Annotated in this window: 20 protein-coding genes; 12 read left to right on the top strand and 8 right to left on the bottom strand. The window is 72.7% G+C overall.

Translation table 11 applies throughout. The features are described 5' to 3' along the window. Nucleotides 1-47: 47 nt before the first annotated feature. A complete protein-coding gene (locus ACGFQ9_RS25585) occupies nucleotides 48-1850 on the bottom strand; it encodes an AMP-dependent synthetase/ligase (RefSeq protein WP_393576824.1) in 1803 nt (600 codons plus the stop codon). 229 nt (nucleotides 1851-2079) lie between these two features. Here ACGFQ9_RS25585 and ACGFQ9_RS25590 point away from each other — a divergent pair, with 229 nt between their 5' ends. The 6 genes from ACGFQ9_RS25590 to ACGFQ9_RS25615 all read left to right on the top strand — a co-directional run bounded on the left by ACGFQ9_RS25590 (nucleotide 2080) and on the right by ACGFQ9_RS25615 (nucleotide 8071). Further along, nucleotides 2080-2874, top strand: a complete 795-nt coding sequence (locus ACGFQ9_RS25590) for a metallophosphoesterase (RefSeq protein WP_393576825.1) — start codon at nucleotides 2080-2082, stop codon at nucleotides 2872-2874. A gap of 287 nt (nucleotides 2875-3161) precedes the next feature. Further along, the gene (locus ACGFQ9_RS25595) at nucleotides 3162-3605 is read left to right on the top strand and encodes an SRPBCC family protein (protein WP_393576826.1); all 444 of its coding nucleotides are present in this window, start codon (nucleotides 3162-3164) and stop codon (nucleotides 3603-3605) included. Between the two features lie 649 nt (nucleotides 3606-4254). Then, nucleotides 4255-5487 (top strand): ArsA-related P-loop ATPase, encoded by a 1233-nt coding sequence (locus ACGFQ9_RS25600; protein WP_393576827.1) that lies wholly within the window; start codon nucleotides 4255-4257, stop codon nucleotides 5485-5487. Nucleotides 5488-5607: 120 nt separating this feature from the next. Further along, nucleotides 5608-6165, top strand: a complete 558-nt coding sequence (locus ACGFQ9_RS25605) for a DUF5304 domain-containing protein (RefSeq protein ID WP_393576829.1) — start codon at nucleotides 5608-5610, stop codon at nucleotides 6163-6165. Nucleotides 6166-6226: 61 nt separating this feature from the next. Further along, nucleotides 6227-7168: an ROK family glucokinase gene (locus ACGFQ9_RS25610; protein WP_393576831.1), complete on the top strand. Its 942-nt coding sequence runs from the start codon at nucleotides 6227-6229 to the stop codon at nucleotides 7166-7168. 147 nt (nucleotides 7169-7315) lie between these two features. Further along, nucleotides 7316-8071: an endonuclease/exonuclease/phosphatase family protein gene (locus tag ACGFQ9_RS25615; protein ID WP_393576833.1), complete on the top strand. Its 756-nt coding sequence runs from the start codon at nucleotides 7316-7318 to the stop codon at nucleotides 8069-8071. Nucleotides 8072-9394: 1323 nt separating this feature from the next. Here ACGFQ9_RS25615 and ACGFQ9_RS25620 read toward each other — a convergent pair. Together ACGFQ9_RS25620 and ACGFQ9_RS25625 are read right to left on the bottom strand one after the other, a co-directional pair. Beyond that, nucleotides 9395-10042 carry a hypothetical protein gene (locus tag ACGFQ9_RS25620; RefSeq protein ID WP_393576834.1) on the bottom strand — a complete coding sequence of 216 codons (648 nt, stop codon included), beginning with the start codon at nucleotides 10040-10042 and terminating at the stop codon, nucleotides 9395-9397. Next, nucleotides 10035-10814, bottom strand: coding sequence for an alpha/beta hydrolase (locus tag ACGFQ9_RS25625; protein ID WP_393576836.1), 780 nt, complete (start codon nucleotides 10812-10814; stop codon nucleotides 10035-10037). The genes ACGFQ9_RS25620 and ACGFQ9_RS25625 overlap by 8 nt, the downstream gene beginning before the upstream one ends. A 251-nt stretch (nucleotides 10815-11065) precedes the next feature. Here ACGFQ9_RS25625 and ACGFQ9_RS25630 point away from each other — a divergent pair, with 251 nt between their 5' ends. Genes ACGFQ9_RS25630 through ACGFQ9_RS25640 form a run of 3 tightly spaced genes read left to right on the top strand, consistent with a single transcriptional unit; the run spans nucleotide 11066 to nucleotide 13781 of the window. Next, nucleotides 11066-11824, top strand: coding sequence for a lysophospholipid acyltransferase family protein (locus tag ACGFQ9_RS25630; RefSeq protein ID WP_393577097.1), 759 nt, complete (start codon nucleotides 11066-11068; stop codon nucleotides 11822-11824). 44 nt (nucleotides 11825-11868) lie between these two features. Next, nucleotides 11869-13092: a MacS family sensor histidine kinase gene (macS, locus tag ACGFQ9_RS25635; RefSeq protein WP_393577098.1), complete on the top strand. Its 1224-nt coding sequence runs from the start codon at nucleotides 11869-11871 to the stop codon at nucleotides 13090-13092. Beyond that, the gene (locus tag ACGFQ9_RS25640) at nucleotides 13089-13781 is read left to right on the top strand and encodes a response regulator (protein ID WP_393576837.1); all 693 of its coding nucleotides are present in this window, start codon (nucleotides 13089-13091) and stop codon (nucleotides 13779-13781) included. Before macS ends, ACGFQ9_RS25640 begins: the two co-directional genes overlap by 4 nt. Here ACGFQ9_RS25640 and ACGFQ9_RS25645 read toward each other — a convergent pair. After that, nucleotides 13748-15280, bottom strand: coding sequence for an MFS transporter (locus ACGFQ9_RS25645; RefSeq protein WP_393576839.1), 1533 nt, complete (start codon nucleotides 15278-15280; stop codon nucleotides 13748-13750). The two genes, ACGFQ9_RS25640 and ACGFQ9_RS25645, sit on opposite strands and share 34 nt — an antisense overlap. A gap of 235 nt (nucleotides 15281-15515) precedes the next feature. Between ACGFQ9_RS25645 and ACGFQ9_RS25650 the strand changes: the two genes are divergently transcribed. Then, on the top strand, nucleotides 15516-16544 hold the full coding sequence (locus tag ACGFQ9_RS25650; RefSeq protein WP_393576841.1) for a 6-phosphofructokinase: 1029 nt from the start codon (nucleotides 15516-15518) through the stop codon (nucleotides 16542-16544). Nucleotides 16545-16818: 274 nt separating this feature from the next. Here the strand turns inward: ACGFQ9_RS25650 and ACGFQ9_RS25655 are convergent, their stop codons facing one another. The 3 genes from ACGFQ9_RS25655 to ACGFQ9_RS25665 form a co-directional block, all read right to left on the bottom strand. Next, nucleotides 16819-17760, bottom strand: coding sequence for a sigma-70 family RNA polymerase sigma factor (locus tag ACGFQ9_RS25655; protein ID WP_393576842.1), 942 nt, complete (start codon nucleotides 17758-17760; stop codon nucleotides 16819-16821). Between the two features lie 93 nt (nucleotides 17761-17853). Continuing rightward, complete coding sequence (locus ACGFQ9_RS25660; protein WP_393576844.1) at nucleotides 17854-19875, bottom strand: anthranilate synthase family protein; 2022 nt, start codon at nucleotides 19873-19875, stop codon at nucleotides 17854-17856. 107 nt (nucleotides 19876-19982) lie between these two features. Then, nucleotides 19983-20039, bottom strand: a complete 57-nt coding sequence (locus tag ACGFQ9_RS25665) for a trp operon leader peptide (protein WP_101392327.1) — start codon at nucleotides 20037-20039, stop codon at nucleotides 19983-19985. A gap of 101 nt (nucleotides 20040-20140) precedes the next feature. On the opposite strand from ACGFQ9_RS25665, the gene ACGFQ9_RS25670 reads away from it, so the two are divergent. After that, entirely contained in the window at nucleotides 20141-21496 is a 1356-nt protein-coding gene (locus ACGFQ9_RS25670; protein ID WP_393576845.1) for a class II 3-deoxy-7-phosphoheptulonate synthase, read from the top strand. Nucleotides 21497-21665: 169 nt separating this feature from the next. After that, complete coding sequence (locus ACGFQ9_RS25675; RefSeq protein ID WP_393576846.1) at nucleotides 21666-21908, top strand: bacterioferritin-associated ferredoxin; 243 nt, start codon at nucleotides 21666-21668, stop codon at nucleotides 21906-21908. Nucleotides 21909-21921: 13 nt separating this feature from the next. On the opposite strand, the gene bfr is transcribed toward ACGFQ9_RS25675, so the two are convergent. Beyond that, complete coding sequence (bfr, locus tag ACGFQ9_RS25680; protein ID WP_393576847.1) at nucleotides 21922-22401, bottom strand: bacterioferritin; 480 nt, start codon at nucleotides 22399-22401, stop codon at nucleotides 21922-21924. Nucleotides 22402-22519: the final 118 nt, after the last annotated feature.

Genomic DNA, 22519 nt, shown 5'->3' on the forward strand with positions numbered 1-22519 from the left:
CCACGCCGGCCACGCCGTCGGCATCAGCCGCCCGGCGGCCCAGCCGCTCAGCCGTGGTAAAGCGCCTCGATCTCGTCCGCGAAGTCCTTCGCCACCACGTTCCGCTTCAGCTTCAGCGAGGGCGTGATGTGGCCCGACTCCTCCGTGAACTGGGAGCCGAGAATGCGGAACTTCCGCACCGATTCCGCCTTGGAAACCGCAGCGTTGCCGTCATCGATCGCCTTCTGGACGGCGGCGATCAGCTCCGCGTCCTCGCGCAGCTCCGCCGCCGTCACACCCGCCGGCTTCCCGTTCTCCTGCGCCCAGCGGCCGAGGAACTCCTCGTCGAGGGTCACCAGCGCGGCCACGAACGGCCGGCCGTCGCCCACCACCATGCACTCCGCGACCAGCGCGTGCGCCCGGATCCGGTCCTCGATCACCGCGGGGGCCACGTTCTTGCCGCCCGCCGTGACGATGAGCTCCTTCTTCCGCCCGGTGATGGCGAGGTAACCGTCCTCGTCCAGGGTGCCGACGTCACCGGTGTGGAACCAGCCGTCGGTCAGTGCCTCCGCGGTGGCCGACTCGTTCTTCCAGTACTCCTTGAAGATGTGCTCGCCGTGCAGCAGCACCTCGCCGTCGTCCGCGATGCGCACCACGGAGCCCGGCAGCGGCTGGCCGACCGTACCGATCTTCGGGCGGTCCCAGGGGTTGAAGGCCGTGGCCGCGCAGGACTCGGTCAGGCCGTAGCCCTCCAGCACGGTGAAGCCGATGCCCCGGTAGAAGTGTCCGAGCCGCTCGCCCAGCGGGGCACCGCCGGAGATCGCGTACTCGCCGCGGCCGCCGAGGACGGTGTGCAGCTTGCTGTAGACCAGCTTGGAGAAGATCTTGTGCTTCAGCCGCAGCCCGAAGCCCGGCCCGCCCGGGGTGTCCAGCGCCCGGCTGTACGCGATCGCCGTCTCGGCCGCCGCGTCGAAGATCCGGCCCTTGCCGTCGGCCTGGGCCTTCGCCCGGGCCGAGTTGTAGACCTTCTCGAACACCCGCGGCACGCCCAGGATCAGGGTCGGCCGGAAGGACGCCAGCTCGTCGGTCAGGTTCTTGATGTCCGGCACGCAGCCCAGGCGGATCGGCGCCAGCACCGACGCGACCTCCACCAGCCGCCCGAACACGTGGGCCGCCGGCAGGAAGAGCAGCACCGAGCAGTCGCCGGTACGGAACAGCGGGCTCAGCCGCTCCACCACGTTGCCGCACTCGGCGAAGAAGTTGCGGTGGGTCAGCACGCAGCCCTTGGGACGGCCGGTGGTGCCCGAGGTGTACACGATCGTGGCCGGGTCGTCGGCGTTCGCCAGGGAGCTGCGCTCGTCCAGCTCGGCGTCGGTGACGCCGGCGCCGGCCGCCGTCAGGGTCTCCAGCGCGCCCTGCTCGATCTCCCAGACCTCGCGCAGCTCCGGCAGCGCGTCGCGCAGCGAGGCCACGGCCGAGCTGTGCCCGGCACCCTCGACCACCGCGGCCACCGCGCCGGAGTCACCGAGGATCCACTGGATCTGCTCGGGGGAGGAGGTCTCGTAGACCGGGACGGTGACGGCGCCCGCGCTCCAGATCGCGAAGTCGATCAGCACCCACTCGTAGCGGGTGCGCGAGATCAGCGCGACCCGGTCGCCCGGCTGCACGCCCGCCGCGATCAGGCCCTTGGCCACGGCCCGCACCTCGTCGAGGAAACGGCTCGCGGACACGTCCTCCCAGCCGGAACCGGAAGCGGTCTTGCGGGCCATGACGGCAGTGTCGGGATGCTGCGCGGCATTGCGGCGGATGAGATCCGTGAGGTTCCCGTCGGAGGGGACCTCGTACAGGGCCGGAAGGCTGAACTCGCGCAAGACTGCTGCTCCTCTGGGGCGCCATCGCCACGATGTGGACCGACCGGACGTTACCCACCGGTAGTGGGTTCCCGGTAGGGGGAACCGGCCAGATGTTCCGTGCGTCACATGACGCGGCATTGATGCGTCGACAGTAGTCCACCCCTTTCCGGACTTGGAAGTAACCGCAGGTCCGGCGGGCTGCGACGGCCTCTGGTCCGGGCGGGCGGCTCCCCCTAGGCTGGCCGTCATGAGGGGATCAAAACGCGGCACGCGGGTCCACGTCGTCAGCGACGTCCACGGCAACACCGAGGCCCTGGCCAGAGCGGGCGAGGGTGCCGACGCCCTGGTCTGCCTCGGTGACCTGGTCCTCTTCCTCGATTACGCCGACCACTCGCGCGGGATCTTCCCCGACCTCTTCGGCGCCGAGAACGCCCACCGGATCGTCGCCCTGCGCACCGAGCGGCGGTTCGCCGAGGCCCGGGAGTTCGGCCGAGACCTGTGGGCCGCCCTCCCCGGCGACAAGGCCCGCGAACAGGTCATCGAGGAGGCCGTACGCCGTCAGTACGCCGAAATGTTCGCCGCCTTCCCCACCCCGACCTACGCCACCTACGGCAATGTCGACATACCGACCCTGTGGCCGGAGTACGCCGGAACCGGAACCACTGTCCTGGACGGCGAGCGGGTCGAGATCGGCGGCCGGGTCTTCGGCTTCGTCGGCGGCGGCCTGCCCACGCCGATGCGCACCCCCTACGAGGTCGACGTCGAGGAGTACGCGGCCAAGGTCGAGGCCCTCGGCGAGGTGGACGTGCTCTGCTCGCACATCCCGCCGGAGGTCCCGGAGCTCTGCTACGACACCGTCGCGCGCCGCTTCGAGCGGGGCAGCGCCGCCCTGCTCCAGGCGATCCTGCGCACCCGCCCCAAATACGCCCTTTTCGGCCACGTCCACCAGCCGCTGGCCCAGCGCATGCGGGTCGGCGGCACCGAGTGCGTGAACGTCGGCCACTTCGCGGCGACCGGGAGGCCGTGGGCCCTGGAGTGGTGACCGCCGGGCATCGGGGAGCGGCCACGCGGGCCGGGGCAGAGGGCCCGCAGGACTGGGGAGAGGCGACCCGCGGGACCGGGGAGAGGCGACCGAAGGGGCGGGGGAGAGGTGACCCGAGGGGGCGGGGAGAGGCGGCCCGCAGGCCGGGGCGAGGCGACCTCCTGGGCCCTGGAGTGGCGACTCCACGACGCGCGGTAGCCTTCACGCGGGGCGGCCGGAGGCCGCGCAGTCCTCGAATTCCCCCAGCTCCCGCTGGGAGGTACCACCAGCCCGGAGGAGCCACCGCGATGGCGGAACACACCAGCTCGAGCATCACGATCGATGCGGCGCCGGCCGACGTCATGGCGGTGATCGCCGACTTCGCCCGCTACCCGGAGTGGACCGGCGAGGTGAAGCAGGCCGAGGTCCTCGCCACCGACGCCGAAGGCCGCGCCGAGAAGGTGCGCCTGGTCCTGGACGCCGGCGCCATCAAGGACGACCACACCCTCCTCTACACCTGGAAGGGCGCCGACGAGGTCAGCTGGACCCTGGACAAGTCCCAGATGCTCCGCCAGCTCGACGGCTCCTACCGGCTGGCCCCGCTGGGCGCGGGCGACCGGACCGAGGTCACGTACCAGCTGACCGTGGACGTCAAGATCCCGATGCTCGGCATGATCAAGCGCAAGGCCGAGAAGGTCATCATCGACCGCGCACTGGCCGGCCTGAAGAAGCGCGTGGAGTCCGCGACCTGACGCACGGCCCGGACGCCCGGCCCTGACCGGCCACTCCCACACAGGGCCGGGGCCCCGTCCCGTATCGCCCAACAGCTCCGGCTCTCAGGCTGCGCCGCCTCAGGTCCGCAGGAAACCACGCGACCGGCCACGGCCGGTCCGCCGCGAACCGGCGGGTGGGCGGGCGGGCCATGGGCGAAGCCCCACGACATCCGGCCCGGCCACACCGGAGCGAGGGCATCCACGGACTGCCCGGCGCGGCCCGGACACGGCTCGGCCTGGCACGGCCCGGCCCGGTGCGGGACGGTGCACGCCCCGGTGTCGCGCCCTGGTCCCGCCGGACTCCGGGTCGGAGCCGCACGACCGCATTCCTGACCCCGCGCCGACGCGAGGCCGGGAGCGGAGTCCCCGCCGTCTCCGCACCCGAGTCATGCCGGGGTCGGGGCGGCGCCCCCGCGGGGTCGGGACCCGCGAGGGGTTCACGGGCGGAGCCCCCAAGAGGGTGGGGCCCGGGACCCGCGAGAGGCGGGGGCGAAGTCCCGGTACGGCGTGGGGGCGGAGCCCCCACGACGGGGGGCTGGGCTGAGCCCCGGTTCGGGAAGGGGCGGGGCGGGGAGGAAGCCCCGCGCAGCGGACCACGACGACAACGACCGACGGAGTACGCCACACCATGCACACCCTGCTCGTCACCGGCCCAGGCGGAGCCGGCCGCACCACCGTGGCCGCCGCCACCGCCCTCGCGGCCGCACAACGCGGGCAGCGCGTGCTCGTCATGTCCGGAGACACCGCCGACCCCCTCGGCACACTGCTCGGCCCGCCCCGCGGCCCGGCCGCCGACTTCGCGCCCGGCCTGCGCGCCGAACCCGTCGCCGCCGACGGCCTCTGGCGGGCCCGGATCGACTCCGGCGACGACTTCCGGGAGGGCCTGGCCGAGCTCCAGGAACGCGGCACCGCCGTACTCGGCATGCTCGGCGCCCGGCCCCTGTCCGCCGAGGAACTCACCGAACTGCCCGGCGCGGAACAGTTCGCCCTGCTCCGCGCCCTGCGCAGGGCCGCAGGCACGGACACCGGCACGGACACCGGCGCCGGCAGGGACACCGGCACCTCCCGCACCACCCCCTTCGACCTCGTCGTCGTGGACATGCCGCCGCTCGACCAGGCGCTGGCCGCCCTCGCCCTCCCCGCCCAGCTCCGCCGCTACCTCACCCGCCTCGTCCCCGCCGAGCGGCAGGCCGCCCGCGCCCTGCGCCCCGTACTGGCACAGCTGGCCGGAGTGCCCATGCCCGCGCAGTGGCTCTACGAGACCGCCACCCGCTGGGACGCGGAACTCGCCGCCGTCCAGGCGGTCATCGAGGCCGACACCACCTCCGTACGGCTGGTCGCCGAGCCCGGCCCGGCCGCCGCCGAGGCCCTGCGGCTGGGCCGGCTCGGCCTGGCCCTGCACGGGCTGCCCGCCGGCCCGGTGATCGCCAACCGCATGGTCCCCAACGGCTCCGGCGACCCCTGGCTGGCCGGTCTCGCCGCCGAACAGGACAAGTACGCCACCGGGTGGGGCGCGTACCGGCCGCTGCCCCACCTCGGCCGGGCACCCCGCGGCCCCGAGGACCTGGCCCTGCTCGACCCCGGCCCGGTCCCGGCCCCCGACCGCGCCGCCTGGCCGGTCGAGGACCGTCGTGCCGAGGACGGGCTGCTGGTCTGGGCGGTGCCGCTGCCCGGCGCCGAGAAGCGGGAGCTCGACCTGGTCCGGCGCGGCGACGAACTGCTGCTCGGCGTGGGCCCGTACCGCAGGATCGTTCCCCTCCCCTCGGCACTGCGCCGCTGCACCGTCTCGGGCGCCTCCCTCGCCGACGGCGCCCTCCGGATCCGCTTCACCCCGGACCCGGCCCTCTGGCCGAAGCGCTGACTCCGAGCCGGTACGGGGAGGACCGGGAGCAACACCGCCGGACCCAGCCCCATACCCCCGTTCGGGTAACGTCGGAGGTATCCGCCAGTGTCCGCCCCAGCTGCCGCAGGAGAGTCCGCCATGAGCGAGGCCACCGACCGTCCCGCCGACGACGACGCCTGGGCGAAGGCCTGCGCGGAGGACCTCGCCGCCGAGCGGGCCCGCCGTACGGAACGGAACGCGGCCGGTGGCAGTGGCAGCGGCACCGGGACCGCCGCCGAGGAGCTGTTCAAGCTCTTCGAAGCCGTCGCGGACAAGGTGTCCGGGCTGAACAACCCGCTGTTCGGCACCGCCGCCCAGGGCGCCGTCCGCCAGTTCGTCAACCAGGCGAAGAGCGCCGCCAAGCCCGTCATCGAACGCAATCCGGAGGTCTTCGACCACCTCGCCGCCGCCGGTTCCGAGCTGCTCGCGGCCTACCGCACGGCGGTGGAGGGCCACGAACGCCGCTGGACCCGCGGCGACACCACGGGTGACCACACGGAACAGCCCCGCCACCCGGACCAGGGCCCCGCCCGCGACAGCGCGGGCGACCGCGGCCGTGACCCGCGCGACGACGGATTCGGCGACGGATTCGGCGACGGGAACGGCGACGGGAACGGCGACGGACTCGGCCCTTCGGGTCGAATCGACCTCGACTGAGTCACGGCCGCCCTCCGGTACCTTTGGCCGTGGCGGGGTTTGACCGGAAACCGAGGGACTAATGGGACTCACCATCGGCGTCGACATCGGCGGCACGAAGATCGCGGCCGGCGTGGTCGACGAAGAGGGCACCATCCTTGAGACGTACAAGGTGCCCACCCCGCCGACCGCGGACGGCGTGACGGAGGCGATCTGCGCCGCCGTCGCGGAGGTCAGCAGCAACCACGCCGTCGAGGCGGTCGGCATCGGCGCCGCCGGATACGTCGACGACAAGCGCGCGACCGTACTCTTCGCGCCCAACATCAACTGGCGGCACGAGCCGCTCAAGGACAAGGTCGAGCAGCGCATCGGCCTCCCCGTGGTCGTCGAGAACGACGCCAACGCCGCCGCCTGGGGCGAGTACCGCTTCGGCGCGGGCCAGGGCCACGAGGACGTCATCTGCATCACCCTGGGCACCGGCCTCGGCGGCGGCATCATCATCGGCAACAAGCTGCGCCGCGGCCGCTTCGGCGTGGCCGCCGAATTCGGGCACATCCGGGTGGTCCCGGACGGCCTGCTGTGCGGCTGCGGCAGCCAGGGCTGCTGGGAGCAGTACGCCTCCGGCCGTGCTCTGGTGCGTTACGCCAAGCAGCGCGCCAACGCCACCCCGGAGCGGGCCGAGATCCTCCTCGGCCTCGGCGACGGCACCATCGAGGGCATCGAGGGCAAGCACATCAGCCAGGCCGCCAGGGCCGGCGACCCGGTGGCCGTGGACTCCTTCCGCGAGCTGGCCCGCTGGGCCGGCGCCGGTCTCGCCGACCTCGCGTCCCTCTTCGACCCGTCCGCGTTCATCGTCGGCGGCGGGGTCTCCGACGAGGGCGAGCTGGTCCTCGAACCGATCCGCAAGTCCTTCCGGCGCTGGCTGATCGGTGCCCAGTACCGGCCGCACGCGCAGGTGCTGGCCGCGCAGCTCGGCGGCAAGGCCGGCCTGGTCGGCGCCGCGGACCTGGCCCGCCAGGGCTGACGAGGACCGTTCGGGACCGGGTCGGGACCGATCGGGACCGTTCGGGACCGACCAGGGCCGAACCGGCCGCCGGCCGGGGCTGTGACTCCGGTGTCTGCCCGCCGCGCCCCCTGTGGGCACGGCGGGCAGCGGCATATGTTGCCCCACATGGATGATCTGCCTCAGTCCCACACGGAATCGGACGGCTCCGCGGTGATCCGGGTGCTCTCCTACAACCTCCGCTCCATGCGCGACGACGAGGACGCCCTCGCCCGGGTGATCCGCGCCTGCTCCCCGGACCTGGTCTTCGCCCAGGAGGCACCCCGTTTCTTCCGCTGGCGCAAACACGCCGCCCGGCTGGCGGCGAAGGCCGAACTGGTGGTGCTCGGCGGCGGAGCGACCGCCGCCGGACCCCTGCTGATGTGCTCGCTGCGCGCCCACGTGGAGCGCACCGAGGACGTGCTCCTGCCGCTCACCCCGGGCCTGCACCGCCGGGGCTTCGCGACCGCGGTCGTAAGGATCGCCGACGCCAGGGTCGGGCTGCTGAGCACGCACCTCTCCCTCCAGCGGGCGGAACGCGCGACCCAGGTGGAGCTACTGCTGGAGAAACTCCGCGAGCTGGACACCCCGCACGCCATCGCCGCGGGCGACCTCAACGAAACCCCGGACGGCCCGGCCTTCGCCCGGCTGACGGCCGACCTGCAGGACTGCCGGACCGTCGCCCCCTGGGGCGACGAGAACACCTTCCCGACCACCGCCCCGAACCGCCGCATCGACGCCATCCTGACCACCCCCGGCGTGGAGGTCCTGGGCTGCGGCGTCCCCACCCCCACCACCCTGGAGGGCATCACGGAGACCGACCTGAAGTCCGCCTCGGACCACCTCCCGGTCCTGGCGGCGCTGAGGCTGCGGGCTACGGGCTGAGGGGCGGGGCTACGGCTCCACTGCTGCGCCCCGCTCCACCCCCCGAGCCCCACGGGGCCGGGGCGGGGGTTGCCCACCCGCCCCCCGGCACCGCACACCGCGCTGGGTGACGTAGTGGGGCCGGGGCAGCGGCCGGACTGGGCCCGAGGCGGACCGTTCCGCGGGGCGGAGCCGGAGACCGCCGGGACTCAGCCGGGACCTGATCGGTCTGCGGGGCTTGGGGCGCGGGTGCGCGGGGGCTCCGCTGGGTCGGCGTCTGGGGGGTGCCCGGGGGCTGCCCGTCAGTCCCAGTGTCTTTCCGTGCCGGCCGCCGGCGTCAAGGGCGCTCCCTGCGGTCGCGTCGCCTCCGGCGATGGCCCTTCGGGCCACCCTTGACCCCGACGTCCGTCCCGGAACGACAAGGACTGTCGGGCGGCCCCCGGGGGATGGCATGGAGGGACCCGAGGCCAGTCGTCATCGGCTTCGGCGGGCACGGGCGGCGGCTGCCGCTCGGCCAGCCGCCCTTCCGGGCGGACGCAGGGTCGAAGTCGATCAGATCTACGTAATCCAGCTTGGCCCACGCGCACCAGATCGCTACGCGCTCCTGTTTTCTCAGCGGATACGGGCCGCCGGGGGCCGGACATGGGCCGCCCACGATCGCTACGTGCTTCTGCTCGTCGGTGGGTGCGGTTCGCCGGGGGGCGGACATCGGCCGCCCACGATCGCTACGTGCTTCTGCTTGTCGGTGGATGCGGGCCCGCCCGATGGCGAATGCCCGCAGTCCTGGGCTCGGAGGATGGCGCCAACGATCGCTACCCGCACTCGCCGTCCGGCGGGAGCGCGTAGCGATCGTTGGCGGCCTATGTCCGGCCCCCGGCAGCCCGCACCCGCCATCCGACAGGAGCGCTTAGCGATCCAAGGCGCCTGGGCCGAGCTGGATTACGTGGATCTGATCGACTGCACTGCTGCGTCCGCCCGAATGGGCGGCTGGCCGGGCGGAGCTGCTGCTTGTGCCCGCCAACGCCACCGCTTCAGGACCCGTAGGTCCCCCTATGCCGTTCCCCCGGGGGCCGCCCGACAGTCCTTGTCGTTCCGGGACGGACGTCGGGGTCATGGGTGGCCCGAAGGGCCATCGCCGGAGGCGACGCGACCGAAGGGAGCGCCCTTGACGCCGACGTCCGGCACGGAAGGACGATGAGGACTGACGGGCAGCCCCCGGGCACCTCCTGATTCCGTCCAGGAGTGCCCGGCGCCTCTCACCCCGCCCCACAGGTTGGTCGAGTGTGGCCGGAGCCTGGCGGTTGCCCGCGACCTCGCGGGTGGGGGGGCGTACCCCCCCGTCCCTCAGACCACCGCGCCCCGGCCCGGGTCGTCGTCGTCCTCGTCGTCGCCGTGGGACATGCGGGCGATCAGGGTGGCGAAGCCGCCCAGGAAGCCGCCCACACCCAGGGTGGTCAGCCACCACGTCATGTCCCACTGGAGCACCACCGCGAGCAGCAGCAGCACCGGGCCGCCGATGACGGCGAGCCAGGCGAACTTGGCCGTGGTGTCCGCCTCGGGGAGCGGGGGCGGCTCCGGCGGGACGAAGTGGCCCTCGTCGGACATGTCGAGGTCGTCGTCGGACGGCTCGGCCAGGGAGTGGTCGCGGGGGCCGGCCCCGCCCACACCCGGTGCGAAGACGACCGAGCTGCCCAGCGGGCCGCCGGTGTCCTTCCCCGCACCCCCGGTGTCCTTCTCCGTGCTCGTCCCCGTGCTCGTCCCCGTGCTCGTCCCCGTGCTTGTCCCCGTGTCCTTCTCCGGCGGCTTCGGGGACGCGGCCGGGGGCTCCGGCTGGACGTCCTCCTCGGGCAGCAACAGGTTCTCGATCGGTTTGAACGGCCGGGCGCCCGGCGGGTCCGGTGGTTCCTCGCCGTACCCGGCGACGATCGCCGCCCAGGCCGCTTCCTCGTCCAGCGGCGGGACGCCGCCCGACGGCTCCTCCTGCTCAGCCACCTGTAGCCGCCCCCTCCCTGTCGCTCGTTCCCGCGAGCCTTCCGATGAACGCGTAGCTGTCCGCGAAGATCTGCTCCGCGTCATGGTCCAACGTCGCGACGTGGTAACTCTGTTCCAGGAGGGTCTCCGTCAGGTCGGTGGAGGACACCCGGGCCAGTACGCGCGCCGAGTCGACGGGCGGGACAACGTGGTCCTGCGGGCTGTGCAGCACCAGCAGCGGCTGCGTCACCTGCGGCAGCTCCCCGTCCACCAGCTGCAGGAACTTCCGCAGTGAGTCCGCCGCCCGGGTCGGCACCCGGTCGTAGCCGACCTCCGCGGAGCCCGGCTTGGCGATGTCGCTCGCGATGCCCGGGGTGGACCGTACGAAGTGCTTGACCACCGGAAGGGTCACGGCCAGAGGGTCGTGCACCTTGTTCGCCGGGTTGACGACGACCACGCCGGTGATCGCGTCCCCGTGCCTGGCCGCCAGCCGCAGGGACAGCGCCCCGCCCATGGACAGGCCGAACACGAACACCTTGGTGCACCGGCCCAGCAGCTCGCGCAGGGCACGGTCGACCTCGGCGTACCAGTCCTCCCAGCCGGTCAGCTGCATGTCCTGCCAGCGCGTGCCGTGACCGGGCAGCAGCGGGAGGGAGACCGTCAGACCGCGCTCGGCCAGATACTCGGCCCACGGCCGCAGGGACTGCGGGGAGCCGGTGAAGCCGTGGCAGAGGAGGACGCCTACATCTCCGCCGTCGTGGCGGAACGGCTCGGCACCGGGGAGGACGGGCACCTGGATCTCCTTGAGAGGGATGTGGACGAGAACGAAGAGGACAGCGGGAGCACTGGCGAAGGCGACGGCAGTGACCAAAAACGGCGGAAACGACGACGAGGGGGCGGCGCTCGGCGCACGGGTGCGCCGTGTGACTTCACGGTACGCGACGGCGCAGGCACCGACCAGGGTCGTAGGGCTCTCCGGGCACAGCCAGGGGTTAAGGTCTGTTCGACAGACACAGGAAGGCTCATCAGTTGATCTACGGCGCCATGAAGTTCTCCATCGGGGGTTCCCTGAAGCTCGCCTTCAGGCCGTGGGTGGAGGGCCTCGAGAACATTCCCGCCGAGGGGCCTGCGATCCTCGCGAGCAACCACCTGTCGTTCTCCGATTCCTTCTTCCTTCCCGCGGTACTGGACCGCAAGGTCACCTTCATCGCCAAGGCCGAGTACTTCACCTCGCCCGGCGTGAAGGGCAAGCTCACCGCCGCGTTCTTCAAGGGCGTGGGCCAGCTCCCGGTGGACCGCTCCGGCGCCCGCGGTGCCGGCGAGGCGGCCATCAAGAGCGGCATCGAGGTCATCGAGCGCGGTGAGCTGTTCGGTATCTACCCGGAGGGGACGCGTTCCCCCGACGGCCGGCTCTACCGTGGCAAGCCCGGCGGCCTCGCCCGGGTCGCCCTGGCCACCGGCGCGCCCGTGATCCCCGTCGCGATGATCGACACGGAGAAGATCCAGCCGCCCGGCAAGGTCGTCCCGAAGCTGATGCGTCCGGGCATCCGGATCGGCAAGCCGCTGGACTTCAGCCGCTACATGGGCATGGACGGCGACCGCTTCATCCTCCGCTCGGTGACCGACGAGGTCATGTACGAGATCATGAAGCTCTCCGGCCAGGAGTACGTCGACATCTACGCGACGGCCGCCAAGCGGCAGATCGCGGATGCCGAGAAGGCTGCCAAGGAAGCGGAGAAGGCCTCCAGGGAGGCCGAGAAGGCCGAGAAGGCCGCCAGAGAGAAGGACAAGGGCGGGGAGTGACCCGTCGGGGCCGTCCGCGAGGAGGCCCGCGAAGGGTGGGGGAGATGGTCAAGCGCGAGCGCGTGGTGCGTATGTCGGTCGAGCAGCCGCTGTGGCGGGCTCTGACCGTCTACCGTCTGCTCACCGTGGTCTACGCGGTGCTGCTGTTCGTGTCCGCCCACCGGGACTTCGTCCGGCCCTGGGTCGCCATCGGCTACCTCGCCGTGCTCGCCGTGTGGACCGTGGCCACCACCCCGAAGGTGGCCAACGCCGCCAGCTGCACCAGGCGGTTCCTCGGCGCCGACCTCGCGCTCGCCCTGACCGGCATCCTCCTCACCCCGCTCGCCGACGACCCCGCGCGGATAGCGGACGGCGGCCCCACCATCCCCAGCATCTGGACGGCGGGCTCGGTCCTCGCCTTCGCGATCAAGGGAGGCTGGCGCTGGGCGGGCTTCGCGTCCACCTTCGTGGCCGTGGCCAACATCGCCCAGCGCGGCGAACCCACCCGGGACACCCTGCACAACGTCCTGCTGGTGTGGGTCGCCTCGATCGCCATCGGGTACGTCGTCGAGGTCGCCCGGGCCAGCGAGGCCACCCTGGCCCGCGCCCTGGAGATCGAGGCCGCGACCCGTGAGCGGGAGCGACTGGCCCGGGATATCCACGACGGGGTCCTGCAGGTCCTCGCCATGGTCCAGCGGCGCGGCAGCGAGATCGGCGGCGAGGCGGCGGAGCTGGGCCGGATGGCGGGGGAGCAGGAGGTGGCGCTGCGCACCCTGGTGGCGGGCGGGCTGGTGCCGCCCTCCCGGGTCTCCCGAGACGCCGCGCACGGCGCCCTGGTCGACACGGTCGACGTGTCCGACCCCAGGGCGGACGAGGACGGGCTCGCCGAGATCGACCTGCGCACCCTGCTGGCCCCGCACGCCGGGTCCCGGGTGAGCTTCGCGGAGCCGGGCGCACCGGTGCCGCTGCCGGGCCCGGCGGCCCGGGAGCTGGCCGCCGCCGTCGGGGCCGCGCTCGACAACGTGCGCAAGCACGCCGGCGACGGGGCCCGTGCCTGGATCCTGCTGGAGGACTGGGGCGACGAGGTGATCGTCACGGTCCGCGACGACGGGCCCGGGATCCCGCCGGGCAGGCTCGACCAGGCGGCCGGCGAGGGCCGGATGGGAGTGGCCCTGTCCATCCAGGGCCGGCTGCGTGACCTCGGCGGCACCGCCGAGCTGGTGTCCGTACCGGGACAGGGCACCGAAGTGGAACTGAAGGTACCCAGGGGGAGGACGGACAAGCGATGACCGCCGATGTGAGGGACAGCGCCGACGTGAGCGGCATCAAGGTGATGGTCGTGGACGACCATCCGATGTGGCGGGATGCGGTCGCCCGCGACCTCGGCGCGGCCGGGTTCGAGGTGGTCGCCACCGCCGGGGACGGCCCGCAGGCGGTCCGCCGTGCCCTGGCGGCCGGCCCCGACGTGCTCGTCCTCGACCTCAACCTGCCCGGTATGCCCGGGGTCCAGGTCTGCAAGGAGCTGGTCGGGGTCAACCCGGCGCTGCGCGTGCTGGTGCTGTCGGCGAGCGGTGAGCACGCCGACGTACTGGAGGCCGTGAAGTCGGGGGCCACCGGCTACCTGCTGAAGTCCGCGGGTGCCGGGGAGCTGATCGACGCGGTGCGCCGTACGGCGGTCGGGGACCCGGTGTTCACGCCGGGCCTGGCCGGGCTGGTGCTCGGCGAGTACCGGAGGCTGGCCACCGAGCCGGCGCCGGTGGCCGCCGACGAGCCGAAGGCTCCGCAGCTGACCGACCGGGAGACCGAGGTGCTGCGGCTGGTGGCCAAGGGGTTGTCGTACAAGCAGATCGCGGAGCGGCTGGTGATCTCGCACCGCACGGTGCAGAACCACGTCCAGAACACCCTCGGCAAGCTGCAGCTGCACAACCGGGTGGAGCTCGTCCGCTACGCCATCGAGCGGGGCCTCGACGACGCCTGAGGCGACCGGCTCCCCGGGCCGGCCGTGCGGGTCGTACGGGCCGTACGGGCGACCGCGAACAGGACCGCTCCGCAGCCGGCCACCAGGATCCAGCCGGGCCGCGAGGCCTGCGCGAGACCGGCCGGTCCGGCACCCGCGACCAGGCCGCCCGCGACGGCGATGCCGATCGCGGAGCCGAGCTGACGGGCGGCGGACGTGATCGCCCCGGCCACCCCGGCCCGGGCGGGCGGGAGCCCGCCGACCGCGGTGTTGGTGATCGGGGCGTTGGCGAAGCCGAACCCGATGCCGATGAGCAGGTACGCGAACAGCAGCAGGGCCACGCCGGTGCCGTCGCCGAGCCGGGCCAGGCACAGCCCGCCCGCGGTGAGGAAACCGCCGGCCAGGAGGAGCGGCAGCCGCGGTCCGGTCCGGCCGGTCAGCCGCCCGGACCAGGGCGCGCAGACGGTCGCCCCGAGGGCCATGGGCAGGGTCGCCAGCCCGGAGGCCGGCGGCGTCCAGCCCCGGACCTGCTGCAGATAGAAGGTGTTGAGCAGCAGGGCCGTGCTGAGGGCGACGAACACGGCCACCGCCCCGAGGAACGCTCCGCGGAAGGCCGGCTCCCGGAACAGCCCCAGGTCCACGAGCGGCTCCCGCCGCCGGGACTCCACCCGCACGAACGCGGCGGCGGCCGCGGCGGTCGCCGCGTACCCCGCCAGTGCCGCGGGCGAGGTCCAGCCGATGTGCGGGCCCTCGATGAGCACGCCGACCGAGACGGCGACGAGTACGGTCAGCAGGGCCTGGCCGGGCAGGTCGAGCCGCCGGGCCCGCTCCGCCCGGGACTCCGGTACGAAGACCGCGGTGAGCACCAGCGCGGCCACCACGACCGGCAGGTTGACCCAGAACAGCGACCGCCAGCCGAAGGCGGCGACGAGCGCGCCGCCCGTGACGGGCCCGGCGGCCATGCTCAGTCCGAAGACCGCCGCCCAGACACCGATCGCCTGGGCCCGCTCCCTGGGGTCCGGCATCGCGTTGACCACGATCGCGAGGGCCACGGGACTGAGCATGGAGGCGCCGATGCCCTGTGCGGCCCGGGCGGCGACGAGCACCCCGAGCGACGGGGCGAGCGCGCAGACCAGCGAGGCCGCACCGAACACGGCGAGGCCGCAGCGGAACACCCGGCGGCGGCCGTACCGGTCCGCCAGTGCGCCGGAGGAGATCAGCAGGGCGGCCAGGACGAGGGTGTACGCGTCCACGGTCCACTGCAGGCCGCGGGTGCCGACCCCCAGGCCCTGCCCGATCGCGGGCAGGCCCACGTTGACGATCGTGGTGTCCAGGCCCACCAGGAACATGCTCAGCGCGCAGACGGCCAGCACCGTCCACCGCCCGCGGGCACTCAGGGCCGCCGGAGCACCCGGAGTCCCGGCAGCGCCCGGAGCACCGGCCTTCCCCTTCCCCTTCCCCTGCCCCTTCCCCGTTCCGGTCACCGGCCCGGTTCCCGTCGAAATCCTCGTCTCGGCCATGCTCTGCCCCTCGCGTCCGGAATCACCTTCCCGGCCAGCCTGCGTCCGGAGGGCTCCGACGGCCCAGGAAGTTTGCGGAGACGGCAAAACCGTCGCTCCCCGCCCCTTCGGCTTCCCTCCTGCGGGTGAACCTGGAGCGCGCAACGCCCTGTGGTTCCGCCGGAGTTGCCGCTGCGCGCCGGAAAGACACGGACCGCGTCTCACTAGCGTGACCGCCATGGCGAAAGGAGATTCCATGAAGGTCGGAGTGCTCACCGGCGGCGGCGACTGCCCCGGGCTCAACGCGGTCATCCGCGGCATCGTCCGCAAGGGCGTCCAGGAATACCAGTACGAGTTCGTCGGCTTCCGGGACGGCTGGCGGGGACCGCTGGAGGGGGCCACCGTCCCGCTCGACATCCCGTCCGTCCGCGGCATCCTGCCGCGCGGCGGAACCATCCTCGGCTCCTCCCGGACGAACCCCTTCAAGACCGAGAACGGCGTCCGGGACATCAAGGAGAACCTCGCCAAGAACGAGGTCGACGCGCTGATCGCGATCGGCGGAGAGGACACCCTGGGCGTGGCCGCCCGGCTCCACGCGGAGTTCGGCGTCCCGTGCGTGGGTGTGCCGAAGACCATCGACAACGACCTGTCCGCCACCGACTACACCTTCGGTTTCGACACCGCCGTGGGCATCGCCACCGAGGCCATCGACCGGCTGCACACCACGGCCGAGTCCCACATGCGGGTCCTGGTGGTGGAGGTGATGGGCCGGCACGCCGGCTGGATCGCCCTGCACTCCGGGCTGGCGGGCGGCGCCAACGTCATCCTCATCCCCGAGCAGCGCTTCGACCTGGACCAGGTGTGCGCCTGGGTCACCTCCCGCTTCAAGGCCAGTTACGCGCCGATCGTGGTCGTCGCCGAGGGCGCCATGCCCAAGGACGGCGACATGGTGCTCAAGGACGCGACCAAGGACTCGTTCGGGCACGTACGGCTGTCCGGCGTCGGCGAGTGGCTGGCCAAGGAGATCGAGGCGCGCACCGGCAAGGAGGCCCGGACCACCGTTCTCGGGCACGTCCAGCGCGGCGGCACCCCGAGCGCGTACGACCGCTGGCTGGCCACCCGCTTCGGCCTGCACGCCATCGAGGCCGTGCGGGACGGGGACTTCGGGAAGATGGTGGCGCTGAAGGGCACCGACGTGGTGCGGGTGCCCATCGCCGAGGCCACGACGAAGCTGAAGACGGTGGACCCGGAGCTGTACAGGGAAGTCAGCGTCTTCTTCGGCTGAGTCCGCACTCGGTCCCACGCACCCGCAGGGCCGCCGTGCCCGCAGGGCCGCCGGGGCGCGTCGGCGCCCCGGCGGCACCGGGACCTAGGGGGTGTCTTGTCGATCAGGCCGGATCAGCTCGCGGCGTCTGGCGCCGTGCATCGCAAGGCGGACGATGGAGTCGATGCGGTGGGGGCACCTCCCAGCGGCAGCTGGGGGACATCGGCGACTGAGGACAACGCGGCGAGGCGCGGTGCCAGACGCCGCGAGCCCGGCGTGATCGGCGAGACACCCCCTAGACCTCCGGCACGCCGAGCTCCACCTCGGCCAGCCGGTCCTGGTCCGCGATGATGTCGATCGCGGTGATGGTGCCGGCGTTCTCGCCCTCCCCGAAGGTGAACGACAGGACGAGGAACAGTCGGCCGTGCACGGCCATGGCCAGCCCGACCGAGCCGTCGACCAGTGCGGGACCGGCGAGCCGGGCCCGGGACACGGCCGCCATCGCGCCCTGGGCGACCGCGACCGCGCCGCCCACCCGGATCGGCTCCGGGGTCGGGACCACGAACCGGTCGGCCCGCAGCACCACGTCCGGGTCGAGCAGGGCGAGCAGTGCCTCGAAGTCCCCGCCGCGGGTGGCGGACAGGAACGCGTCCACGACCCGGCGGCGCCGGGTCAGGTCGGCCTCGGGCAGCGGGCTGCCGCCCCTGACCCGGCGGCGGGCCCGGCTGGCCAGCTGCCGGGTCGCCGCCGGGGTCTTCTCGATCAGCCGGGCGATGTCCTCGAAGGGCACGGCGAACATGTCGTGCAGGACGAACGCGACCCGCTCGGCCGGTGCCAGCGTGTCCAGCACCACCAGCAGCGCCACCCCGACCGAGTCGGCCATCACGGCCTCCTGCTCCGGGTCCGTGCCCTCGCCGGACCCGGGCACGTCCGGGCCGGACGCCGGGGCGTCCAGCGACTCCTCGCCGCGGGTCCGCCGCGTCCGCAGGTGGTTCAGGCACACCCGGCCCACCACCGTGGTCAGCCACCCGGTGAGGTTCGAGACCTCGCTGATGTCGGCGCCGCTCGCCCGCAGCCAGGCGTCCTGCACCGCGTCCTCGGCCTCGCTGAGCGAGCCCAGCATCCGGTAGGCCACCGCCCTCAGGTGCGCCCGGTCCGCCTCGAACCGTTCCGCCAGGACCACCTGTCCGGCCGGCCCGCCCGGCACCCCCGACTCCGGCACCCTCGACTCCGACATCCCCGCTCCCCCGCTCGGCCCGCTCAGGACAAGACGACAAGATCCAACGTGAGCATGCCAGGCCCGGCCCGCCCCGCCCGCACGGGCCAGGGCCTACGCCGGTGCCGGGGCCGTGATCCGGGCCAGCAGCTCCCGCACCAGCTCCGCCCCGCGCAGGGTCAGGACCGACTCCGGGTGGAACTGGACCCCGGCGAAGCCGGGGCCGCGCAGCGCGTGCACCTCGTCCGTGGCCGGGTCCCGGGAGACCTCCACGCCCCGCTCCGCCAGCCGGGCCGCGAGTGCTGCGTCGCAGGCCGCCGTGTACGTGTTGTAGAAGCCGACCACCTCCGGCGACCCGAACAGGTCGATCCGGGTCTGCGCCCCCTGCGCCGGCTCCGCCTTGCGGACCAGCGGCAGCCCGAGCTCCGCGGCGAGCAGCTCGTGGCCCAGGCACACCCCGAGGATCACGCGGCCCGAAGGCCCTCGATGAGGGGTGGTGGTCGGGCGGCGGGCGGGCCCGTGCCCGTGCCGGCGACCGGCCAGCAGGTCCGCCGTCAGCGCGCGCAGGCCGCGCATCTTCGGGTCGGCGGAGTCCTCCGGATCGCCGGGACCGGGGCCGAGGAGCACCGGCCCCTCCCACGCCAGGGCGGCAGCCCGCAGCCCGGGATCGTCGTAGCGGCGTACGGACACCTCCAGGCCGGACACCCGCAACAGGTGCGCCAGCATGGCGGTGAAGGTGTCCTCGCCGTCCACCACCAGGGCGCGGCCGGCCGGCCCGGCGGGCCGGTCCTGCATCCGCAGCCAGAACGGGGCCAGGCCGGCCCGCCGGGAGGCCAGTGCCGCCCGCACCCGCGGGTCCTCCGCCAGCGGGGCCGCGGTGCCCTCCGCGTCCCGCGGGGGCGGCCCGGCCGGAGGCCGTACGCCCAGCGCCGCCAGCACCCCGGCCGCCTTCGCGTGGGTCTCGGCGACCTCCCCTGCCGGGTCGGAGTGCCGGACCAGGGTGGCGCCGACCGGCACCCGCACGGTGCCGTCGGGGGCGATGTCGGCGGTGCGGATCAGGATGGGGGAGTCCAGGGTCTGCGTCCCGTTCGCGTCCAGGCCCAGCAGGGCCAGCGCCCCCGCGTAGTAGCCCCGGCCGCCGGTCTCGTACCGCTCGATCACCCGGCAGGCGTTCTGTACCGGTGAGCCGGTCACGGTGGCGGCGAACATGGTCTCCCGCAGCACCTCGCGCACGTCCAGCGAGGAGCGGCCGCGCAGCTCGTACTCGGTGTGGGCGAGGTGGGCCATCTCCTTCAGGCGCGGCCCCACCACCACCCCGCCGCGATCGCCGACGGTGCACATCATCTTGAGTTCCTCGTCGACCACCATGGAGAGCTCCTCGCGCTCCTTGCGGTCGCCGAGGAAGGCCAGCAGCGACTCCGCGGTGGGCCCGCCCGCCGGGTAGCGGTAGGTGCCGCTGATCGGGTTCATCACGACGGTGCCCCCGGTCATCCGGACGTGCACCTCGGGGCTGGCCCCGACCAGCGTGCGCCCGCCCGCCGCCCGCCGCCGCCCCTGCAAGGAAGGCCCTCCGGGCCCGTCCTCGTTTCCGGTGTGCACGACGTACGTCCAGTACGCGCCGCGCTCGCCCGCCAGCAGCCGCCGGAACAGCGCGAGGGCGTCGGCCCGCCCGAACCCGTCGATCCGGCCCCGGTAGGTGCGGCGGATGACGAAGTTCGCCCCCTCGCCCCGGCCGATCTCGTCCTCGATCACCCGGCGTACGGTCCGCGCGTACTCCTCATCGGTGACATCGAAGCCGCCTCCGGTGACGGCGACCGGGTGGTCCGGCAGGGTGGCCAGAGCCTCGGCGAGCGGGAACTCGTACGCCTCCGCCGCGGTCAGGACGCACAGCGGGGTCCCGTCGTCCCGTACGTCGAAGCCGCGCTCCCGGATCTGCCGGAACGGGACCAGGGCGAGCGAGGGCAGCTCGCCCACCGGCAGGTCGGCCAGGGACCCGACCTCCCGGACCGGGCCGGTGAGCACCTCGACGGTGTCGTGGTCGCGGCCCGGGGTACGGCGGCGCAGCAGAGCGAAGGGAGGGCCGTCGGGGTCGAGCAGCCGGTCGAGGAGCGGGCCGAGGGGACTGACCTGACTCATGGGGCGGTTCCTTCCGGGGAATACTGGGAGGACGCGGGGGAACGGCCCGGGAAAGCAAGAAGGCCGCCCCTCGGGCGGCCTTCGCGTCAGTTAACGGGTACGCGCAGTCAGTGGGCCGCCGGATGAGCGGTCCACCACCAGTTCTGGTTGCTGTGCGCGAACATGCCGGTGACCCTACACCCGCGACGGTGTGAATCCGGAGATTCCCGTCTCACGTTGTGGGCACCGGGTCGGACAACGGCCTTCACGACGTAATGTTTACGAGGTGACCGTGAACGCTGAAACCCACGCCCCCGCCGCCAAGGCGACCTGGCGAGACCTGCCCGCGGCGCAGCAGCCTTCGTACCCCGATGCCGAGGCTCTGCGCGCTGTCGTCGCGGACCTCGAGTCGTATCCTCCGCTCGTTTTCGCGGGCGAGTGCGACCAGCTGCGCGCCCGCCTGGGAGCCGTCGCCCGGGGCGAGGCGTTCCTCCTCCAGGGTGGCGACTGCGCCGAGGCCTTCGACGCCGTGTCCGCCGACCACATCCGTGCCAAGCTCAAGACGCTGCTCCAGATGTCGGCCGTCCTGACCTACGCGGCCTCCGTGCCCGTGGTCAAGGTCGGACGCATCGCCGGACAGTACTCCAAGCCGCGCTCCAAGGACACCGAGACCCGCGACGGGGTCACGCTGCCCACCTACCGCGGTGACTCCGTCAACGGCTTCGCCTTCACCGAAGAGGCCCGCGTTCCGGACCCGGAGCGCCTGAAGCGGATGTACCACGCGTCCGCCTCGACGCTGAACCTGGTGCGCGCCTTCACCACCGGTGGCTACGCCGACCTGCGCCAGGTGCACGCCTGGAACCAGGACTTCGTGAAGTCCTCCCCGTCCGGGCAGCGCTACGAGGCGCTCGCGCGGGAGATCGACAACGCCCTGAACTTCATGAAGGCCTGTGGCACCGACCCGGCCGAGTTCAAGGCGGTGGAGTTCTACGCCTCGCACGAGGCGCTGCTGCTCGACTACGAGGGTGCGCTGACCCGCACCGACTCGCGGACCGGCAAGCTGTACGACACCTCGGGCCACATGGTGTGGATCGGTGAGCGCACCCGCCAGCTGGACCACGCGCACATCGAGTTCTGCTCCCGGATCGCCAACCCGGTCGGCATCAAGCTCGGCCCGACCACCACGGTGGACGAGGCTCTGACCTACATCGACCGCCTCGACCCGGACCGCGAGCCCGGCCGGCTGACCTTCGTCGTCCGCATGGGCGCCGACAAGGTCCGCGACAAGCTGCCCGAGCTGGTCGAGAAGGTCACCGCGTCCGGTGCGGTCGTCGCCTGGGTCACCGACCCGATGCACGGCAACACCTTCGAGGCGGCCTCCGGCCACAAGACGCGTCGCTTCGACGACGTGCTCGACGAGGTCAAGGGCTTCTTCGAGGTCCACAAGGCGCTGGGCACCCACCCGGGCGGCATCCACGTGGAGCTCACCGGCGACGACGTCACCGAGTGCGTGGGCGGCGGCGACGAGATCTTCGTCGACGACCTGCACCAGCGTTACGAGACGGCCTGCGACCCGCGGCTCAACCGCAGCCAGTCGCTGGACCTGGCGTTCCTGGTGGCTGAGATGTACCGCGACCAGTGAGTCGTGATCAGTAAGTAGCTTTGTACGAGCTGTGGGGCGTGGATCTGTGATCCGCGCCCCACAGTCGTCTTCAGGCCTTTTAGGGAACCCTAAGTTTGGGTACGGTTAGGTAAGCCTCACCGAATAGGGGATGGCTGGTCCGAGCATTCCTCTCAGGGAGGTGAACCGCGTGTACGTCTGCTCTTGCTTCGGCATCACCGACAAGCAGGTGAAGGAACACGCGGCTGCCGGGGCCTGCACCCCCCGCCAGATCGCCTCGGCCACCAAGGCCGGCACCGACTGCGGATCCTGCGTCCGTACCATCCAGGGCCTGCTGGGCCGGGGTGCGTGCCCCCGCCGCGAGCTGCTGGAGAAGGGCCGTACGGGGGCCGCGGTCCTGGCGCCGGAGTCCGAGCTGGTGGAAGCGGCCTAGCACTCCGGCCGGCCTAGCTCTCCGGCTGCTCGACGAGCTGGGCGATGTAGAGCGGCTCGCCCAGGGTCTCGATGAGTTCCAGCTGGGTGTCGAGGTAGTCGATGTGGTGCTCCTCGTCCTCCAGGATCTCCTCGAAGAGCCGGGCCGAGGTGATGTCACCCTTGCCGCGCATGACCTCGATACCGCGCTTGAGCCGGTCGATCGCCTCCACCTCGACCTGCCGGTCCGCCTGGAACATCTCGGTGAGGGTCTGGCCCACCCGGACGTGGAACAGCCGCTGGTAGTTCGGCAGGCCGTCCAGCATGAGGATGCGCTCGGTGAGCTTGTCCGCGTGCTTCATCTCGTCGATGGATTCTTCACGCGTGTACTTGGCGAGCTTGGTCCAGCCCTTGTTGTCCTGAATGCGGTAGTGCAGCCAGTACTGGTTGATCGCCGTCAGCTCGCCGGTGAGCTGTTCGTTCAGAAACTCGAGGACCTCGGGGTCGCCCTGCATGGCTTCATGCTCCTTCCAGAGCAGGAGAACGTGGCAATGCGCGCATCCTTGCACCGCCACCGATGACCGTCCAGTAAGTGCCTCCTTAGTAGGAGTTGCCCCAATCGCCGTCACCTGG

The sequence above is a fragment of the Streptomyces sp. NPDC048603 genome (assembly GCF_043199475.1).
Taxonomy (GTDB): domain Bacteria; phylum Actinomycetota; class Actinomycetes; order Streptomycetales; family Streptomycetaceae; genus Streptomyces.